At 37.3% G+C, this 5,154-nt stretch carries 6 protein-coding genes; 2 read left to right on the top strand and 4 right to left on the bottom strand.

Annotated elements, in window-relative coordinates; genetic code table 11:
• The 4 genes from AB1414_11310 to AB1414_11295 form a co-directional block, all read right to left on the bottom strand.
• The coding region (locus tag AB1414_11310) for a prepilin-type N-terminal cleavage/methylation domain-containing protein (GenBank protein ID MEW6608019.1) at positions 1-89 on the bottom strand (89 nt) is incomplete at its 3' end.
• A 276-nt stretch (positions 90-365) separates the two neighbouring features.
• Positions 366-872, bottom strand: a complete 507-nt coding sequence (locus tag AB1414_11305) for an NUDIX domain-containing protein (protein ID MEW6608018.1) — start codon at positions 870-872, stop codon at positions 366-368.
• A 9-nt stretch (positions 873-881) separates the two neighbouring features.
• A complete protein-coding gene (locus AB1414_11300) occupies positions 882-1,931 on the bottom strand; it encodes a hypothetical protein (protein MEW6608017.1) in 1,050 nt (349 codons plus the stop codon).
• 35 nt (positions 1,932-1,966) lie between these two features.
• Positions 1,967-3,091, bottom strand: coding sequence for a hypothetical protein (locus AB1414_11295; protein MEW6608016.1), 1,125 nt, complete (start codon positions 3,089-3,091; stop codon positions 1,967-1,969).
• Positions 3,092-3,681: 590 nt separating this feature from the next.
• Here AB1414_11295 and tyrS point away from each other — a divergent pair.
• Positions 3,682-4,827 carry a tyrosine--tRNA ligase gene (tyrS, locus tag AB1414_11290; protein ID MEW6608015.1) on the top strand — a complete coding sequence of 382 codons (1,146 nt, stop codon included), beginning with the start codon at positions 3,682-3,684 and terminating at the stop codon, positions 4,825-4,827.
• A 145-nt stretch (positions 4,828-4,972) separates the two neighbouring features.
• On the top strand, positions 4,973-5,154 hold a 182-nt coding region (locus AB1414_11285; protein ID MEW6608014.1), incomplete at its 3' end, for a zf-TFIIB domain-containing protein.

Raw genomic sequence — 5,154 nt, 5'->3', positions numbered from 1 at the left:
CCGCTGTTTGGCAAAACTAAGGCACAAATTAAACTGATGATAATAACGACGATAATTGATTCTATTAAGGTAAATCCTTTGTTATTCATTACATTACAATAATTCTGTGGTTAGACTAAAAGAGATTGTAACCGTTCAGCCACAGAGGCACAGAGTTCACAGAGAATTAGAGAAATTAGCTACAAATGGACACGAATTAACCTGTGACATTCGATAAATGTAGTGCGAACCTTTAGGTTCGCTTTCCTGCTTGCCAGAAGCGAGGCTAAAGCCTCGCACTACAAATCTTTTTATTATTCGTGTTCATTCGTGGTTATATATTCCCTCTGTGTTCTCTGTGACTCTGTGGCTATATCCCTGAACGGTTACCTATTATTTGACTCTTCCCACTCCTGGAATCGATTAAATTCTTCAATAAAATTTGGTGTAAAGGTATTACCCTGTATGGCAGATTGAATCTCTTCAAGGCTAAAAAATCTACCTTCCTCAATTTCCTCTCTTTGAAATACAATCTTACCATCATAGACAACCTTAAAAGTTCGCACCAATTCAGTTTCACGCTCACTACGCCAGATGTAATCATAGAGATAAATCAGAGTTACCCCTGTAATCCCAAGTTCTTCAGCTAATTCCCGATAAGCGGCATGTTCGTGAATCTCGCCAGGATTTAGATGTCCGCCAACCGAGGTATCCCATTTGCCTGGCTGAATATCTTTATGAATTGAGCGTTTTTGAAGGTAAAGTTCCTTTTTTGAATTAAATACAAGGATATGCGATACCCGATGAAGTAACTCAGGATTACTATGACATTCCTGGCGTGAGGCTTTACCAATAATATTCCCATTTTTATCAACAACTTCAAAATATTCCATCTTCTACTCTTACTCCAGCATTCCTTTTGTGCTCATCATCATTTGAGTTAGTTCATCTGCCATCTTTTTTGCTTGCGAGATAGCTAATCCCATTGCCTTAAATAGTGCCTCTAATTTGTGGTGTCCATCTCCATCGACTAATAACCCAATACTCATATTTATCCCAAAGTTATTAACAAAGGTTTCTATAAAATGTTTAATCTCAGTAGGTTTGATTTCACCCACATTTTCCTTAAATGATTTAAAAAAACCTACCTTAGTCGTAGAATGGTCTGTCAGCGAGGCACGGCCACTTAAATCAACCACAACATCAACCACCGCATCATCAAAAGGCACTTTTGCCTGACCAATGCGGACAATCTTTTCTTTTTCACCCAGTGCCTTTTTAAATGCTGTACCAAGAACAATCGCCACATCTTCAATCGTGTGATGAATATCCACAAGTTTTTGTTTATCACTATCTTTTACCTTTAATTCGAGGTCAAACAACCCATGTCTGGTCATTGAGGATAACAGATGGTCTAAAAAACCAATATTAGTCTGAATTTGTGCCTCACCTGTGCCATCTAAAGATAAGCGATACTCGATATTTGTCTCAAGTGTTTTTCTTTTACTCTGATAAGTGCCAAAGTGAGAGCGTTGCCAGAGTCCAAGTTCCTTGTTCACAAGTCCCGTGATAAATTGCCATCTGGGAAAAATCTCAACTGATTTGACTAAATTCAGTTTCTTTAGTTCTTGACAGGTTTCCTCTATGGATTCCGTTGTCTCAACATTAGCCAAATACAAGGTTGTCTTGTTTATCAATATTGATTCAGACCGAATTACCTTGACTTTTTCCTCAGATAGTTTTTGGATGATTGGAGTCAGATTGTCTGAATCAATCGTAACTCGCAGGCAATACCTTGTATTTTCAGGCTCAAAAGGGGTAAGGATGATTTTACCTTGCTCTGCCTGAAGATATATCTTTCCCTTTAACCCACAAACAAGTCGGGCATCCTCATTGATGGTCAATTTGCCATCCTTATCGAGATTAACTATGGTTCTAATATCTTTACTCATTTTTACCTCACTCCTTTTTTTGGGTAAAATAAAGGTTAATGTCCGCCGCCATGTGCTGGGGCTTTAGGTTTTGGTTTAGGTTTTTTCTTTTTTTCTACAGGAACAGGAGGTGGAATCCTTTCTTTAACCATATAGACCAAACCTTTATTCTTTGCATTCCAGAATATCCCCCCATCTATGGTTTGAAATATCCCTCCTTCGGTAGCGGCATAAATAATATCTGGTTCTTTGGGGTCAGCAATTAATTTATGAACGCAGGTATTGACCAAACCGACATTCATTCTTTGCCATTCTTTCCCCTTATTTTCACTTTTATAGACCCCACCAATCCAGGTGCCGGCATAAACTATATCTGGTTGTTTGGGGTGAACAAGTAATGTCCAGATGTAAGTATTAAGAATGCCTTTATTTCGGGGGTTCCAGGTTTCGCCACCATTGTTACTGAAAAAAACACCATCTTGTGTCCCGGCATAAAGGGTTTGGGTATCTGTTGAGTCAATCGCAATCGCCCGAATATTAAAATTAGTCAATCCTGTATTTATCGGTTGAAAACTCAAACTCCCATCCTCACTTTTATAAACACCATTTCCCCATGTGCCGAGGTAAATCTTATTGGTATGGGTCTTAGGGATAGCAATAGTAGTAATTTGAAGATTATCTTTTGCCATTTCCCAGTTATCTCCACTATCATTACTGATAAATAATCCACCTTTGCCTGTGCATCCGGCATAAAGTCGATTGGGATTTTCCGGGTCAATGGCTAATGTTTTAACCAGAGGATTGGTTAAGCCAATATTTTTTTCTACCCACTCATCTGCTCCATTTGTGCTTTTAAATATCCCACCATCACCACCAACAAATATAACTTCTGGGTTTTTAGGGTCAACAACGACGGTTAAGACATTAAGATTATAAAGTCTGTGATTTGTCGGTTTCCAGGTATTAGCCTTATCCTCAGATTTGTAAATTCCTTGTTCCGTAGCGGCATAAATTGTAGATGAACCGGCAATGGCTAAAGAATAAACCCAATCAACATTGAATTCCTTCAAGATATACTTTGGCTCTGGAAGGGTAGTCAGGTCTTTTCCTTTAGGTGGTGCACAACCTGAAATCAGGCAAATTATGATAAAAACAATTATCGGTCCCATATTTTTCTTCATCTTTTTACTCCAAACCTCGACATAACCACTTCAAATACAGGGTCAGTAAAATCTGGCTAAATTAGATTAAAATACTCCTTTTGGTAACAAATTTGTTACTACCAAATATGTTACCAGATATTTAGTGATTTGTCAATAACAATATCAATCCTGCCTGTGATTCAGACACTGGACATCAGATACTGGTAGGGATAACAGGTTGCTTGCGCGTATCCTGTAGTTTATTGTAACCGTTCACCGCCCAGACACAGAGACGCAGAGAAAAAATTAAAAACTATTTACCACATGCAGAATTCCATCACGGATTTTCATCAGAGCAAGCTTTTGAAAACCGACATATCATGATTGATTAACAAATTTGGTTTTGAGGTCATATGTAGGACAATGATTGCCTCAATAATCTTTTCTGTTGTCTGATTTATTTCAATCTCTTCTCTGTTCCTCTGCGTCTCTGCGGTAAAGGATTACCTGAACGGTTACTTAATTTTAATATCTTAAATATTATTTGTGTTTATTCGTAGATTTATACATTAAATTTCCTGCAAAAGTTTGTTGACAAAAAGCAAAAAATTTAGTATAGTTATAATAAATTGTTAGACGAAATTAAACGCGGTGTAGAAGAAATAATATCAGAAGAGGAATTTATTAAAAGGCTCAAAGCGCCTCTCCGTATAAAATTTGGAGCAGACCCAACTGCCCCGGATATTCACCTTGGGCATACGGTTATCCTGCGAAAATTACGCCAATTCCAGGAATTAGGACATAAAGTTATATTCATTATCGGTGATTTTACGGCAAGAATCGGAGACCCATCCGGGAGAAATGAAACCAGAAAACCATTATCCTCTCAGGAAATTGAACAAAATGCTAAAACTTATCAACAACAAGTATTTAAGATATTGGATAAAGATAAAACAGAGGTAGTTTTCAATAGCCACTGGTTAGAAAAACTTGATTGTGCCCAAATAATGAAACTTGCAGGTTGCTACACGGTTGCTCGAATGTTAGAACGGGATGATTTTGAGAAACGCTATGCCGCAGGTAGGGAAATTACCATTGTTGAATTTCTATATCCTTTACTTCAAGGATATGACTCAGTTATCGTCAAGGCAGATGTAGAATTAGGTGGCTCAGACCAAAAGTTCAATCTTTTAGTCGCAAGACAACTGCAAAAAAATTATGGTCAACAACCGCAAGTTGTTATAACGATGCCGTTGTTAGAAGGGACTGACGGTGCGCGGAAAATGAGTAAAAGTTACGGCAATTATATCGGCATCCTCGATTCTCCAAAAGAAATGTTTGGTAAATTGATGTCCATTCCCGATGCCGTTATGCCTAAATACTTTGAATTGCTTACAAATATTTCTTTAGATGAGATAAAATCACTCCATCCAAAAGAGGCAAAAAAATTATTAGCTAAGGAAATAGTCAAGTGCTATTATGATGAATATGAAGCAAAAAGCAAGGAGGAAGAATTTGAACGGATATTTCGTGATAAGGAATTGCCTGAAGAAATACCTGAATTCAAGGTGAATAAGCCTTTTATTGGGTTGATAGAGGTTATTGTTATGACTAAATTAGCTCCAAGCAAAAGTGAGGCACGAAGATTAATTATGCAAGGAGGCGTTAAAATAGACCAAAAAAGAATAGCACAGATAGATTTTGATATAGATTTAAGTTTGCCAAAAATCCTTCAGGTTGGGAAAAAAGGATTTATTAAGTTAGTATCCACTTAAGTTACTTTTGATTTTGGTGGTGTCTGAAAATAACTCTAAGAGTGAAATCTATGCAGATTTGGTGTAAAAAGGGGGATAATTGGTAACTGGTAACTAATTACCATTCACCAGTTACCATTTACCAAAAAAAGGAGGCATAAAAAAAATGATGTGTCCAGAGTGTCATTCACAATTAGTAGAAAGAGAGTATGAAGGGATACTGATTGATTCCTGTAATAACTGCGGCGGGAATTGGTTAGATTATGGAGAATTAAGCCCCATAATAGATAGAAGACAAACACCTTTTAGTGAAGAAGAAAGAATTACTACCTTTCAGTCTATTGGAGT

The organism is bacterium, assembly GCA_040755795.1.
Taxonomy (GTDB): Bacteria; UBA9089; CG2-30-40-21; order CG2-30-40-21; family SBAY01; genus JBFLXS01.
Note: the sequence above shows the minus strand (reverse complement) of the source record. Positions and strands in the feature narration are given on the sequence as shown.